The sequence below is a fragment of the Segatella hominis genome (assembly GCF_004535825.1).
Lineage (GTDB): Bacteria > Bacteroidota > Bacteroidia > Bacteroidales > Bacteroidaceae > Prevotella > Prevotella hominis.
Genome location: NZ_SGVY01000114.1, coordinates 1 through 1786 on the forward strand (window position 1 = coordinate 1; position 1786 = coordinate 1786).

A 1786-nucleotide genomic window follows, 5' to 3' on the forward strand; every position below is an offset into this window, starting at 1 on the left:
CATTCCGAACAGAGAAGTTAAGCCCACTTGCGCCGATGGTACTGCAATGCAATGCGGGAGAGTAGGTCGCCGCCTCCTTTCAATGAAGAGCCTCAGATTTCGAAAGATTTCTGAGGCTTTTTTGTTTTTCTTCCCGCGGATCTTTTTCTTCTCCGCTGGTTTTTTCTTATCGCTGAATATTAGTTTGTCACGCAGATTTCGCAGATGACGCAGATTTTTTCTCATTGATTATTTTAGTCCCACAGATTTCACAGATTTACACAGATTTTCTCTCGTTCTCTTCTTTACCTGTCATTTCTTTATTTCGCAGATTTTAGACCTGCCGGTCTGGGAGGATGACGCAGATTTCTGATTTCATGAACTCGAAAAGGATTATGCAGATTTTTCTAATTCTCTTTTCTTCTTATTTTGGATTCATTGATTTCTATACATTATCAATTTATTAATCCGACATTTTTCAGATCCTTATTTTTTTTACCAGTTTCGTTTTATTTCCCTATTTTTTTACCAGTTCCTTCTTGTAAGTTTAATATAAGTTATAAAACAAAATAAAAATCGCTATTTATTTGTAGAATTCATTTTTTATTATTACTTTTACAATCGAAAATAACATAGGTTTTTAGTTAGTACCCTTTATGGGTGAGGCTATCAAGTAGATGCGAAAACGAAGTATGCGAGAACTATGAGGGCAGGGTAATTCCTGCCCTTCAAATTTAATATATAACAATTTTCTTATTATTCTCTTCCTTCAATTATTATTTTATCCCATTTTCTTCTTTCTTTCATTGTTTCTCTTTTTATCTATATTTCTTTTTCCTGTCATTATTTCTCTTTTTCTGTCATAACTTCTCTTTCATGACTTCTCTTTTCTATTATAACTTCTCTTACTTAATAGTGATTTATTTTAATTTTGTTAGTTGTATGATTGAGGTTCTGTTTTTTGACCTCGTTGATGATAGATCTCTACTTTATCTTTCTATTGAGTAGGAGTGCTATTCTTGTCTCTAAATAAGGTAAAATATGAAAGATTGCGCTTATTACTGTTAAATTAGTGTTAAAATAATAACTTTTTCTTTGAAATGTTTGGTGGGTTGAGAAATTGTTTGTACTTTTGCACTCGCTTTTGAGAAATCAAGCATTCCTCAAAGCGATAAAGAAAGAGTTCTTTGAAAGATTTTACATAAACAGACAAGTAGTACAAGAAGCGGTTAACTTCTTAGAAATAAGCAAGTTGACTGGGTAAAAGAAACGAACCGTCAAGAAATTGACATCAGGTTTACTAAGCTTCAATAAACGAAAAGGATATTCGTCCTAAGTACAGACAACAAACACTTCGCTTGTTTTTCTGAACAGGCAGAGTAAAAATGATATTTTACAATGGAGAGTTTGATCCTGGCTCAGGATGAACGCTAGCTACAGGCTTAACACATGCAAGTCGAGGGGAAACGACATCGAAAGCTTGCTTTTGATGGGCGTCGACCGGCGCACGGGTGAGTAACGCGTATCCAACCTGCCCATCACTTGGGAATAACCTTGCGAAAGTAAGACTAATACCCAATGACATCCCACGAAGGCATCCGAATGGGATTAAAGATTTATCGGTGATGGATGGGGATGCGTCTGATTAGCTTGTTGGCGGGGTAACGGCCCACCAAGGCAACGATCAGTAGGGGTTCTGAGAGGAAGGTCCCCCACATTGGAACTGAGACACGGTCCAAACTCCTACGGGAGGCAGCAGTGAGGAATATTGGTCAATGGGCGAGAGCCTGAACCAGCCAAGTAGCGT

2 rRNA genes are annotated in these 1786 nt (G+C 37.1%); both read left to right on the forward strand.

The window, feature by feature from the left end:
• Positions 1–78 (forward strand): 5S ribosomal RNA (rrf, locus tag EXN75_RS18750); the annotation flags it as partial.
• A 1296-nt stretch (positions 79–1374) separates the two neighbouring features.
• Positions 1375–1786 (forward strand): 16S ribosomal RNA (locus EXN75_RS17285); the annotation flags it as partial.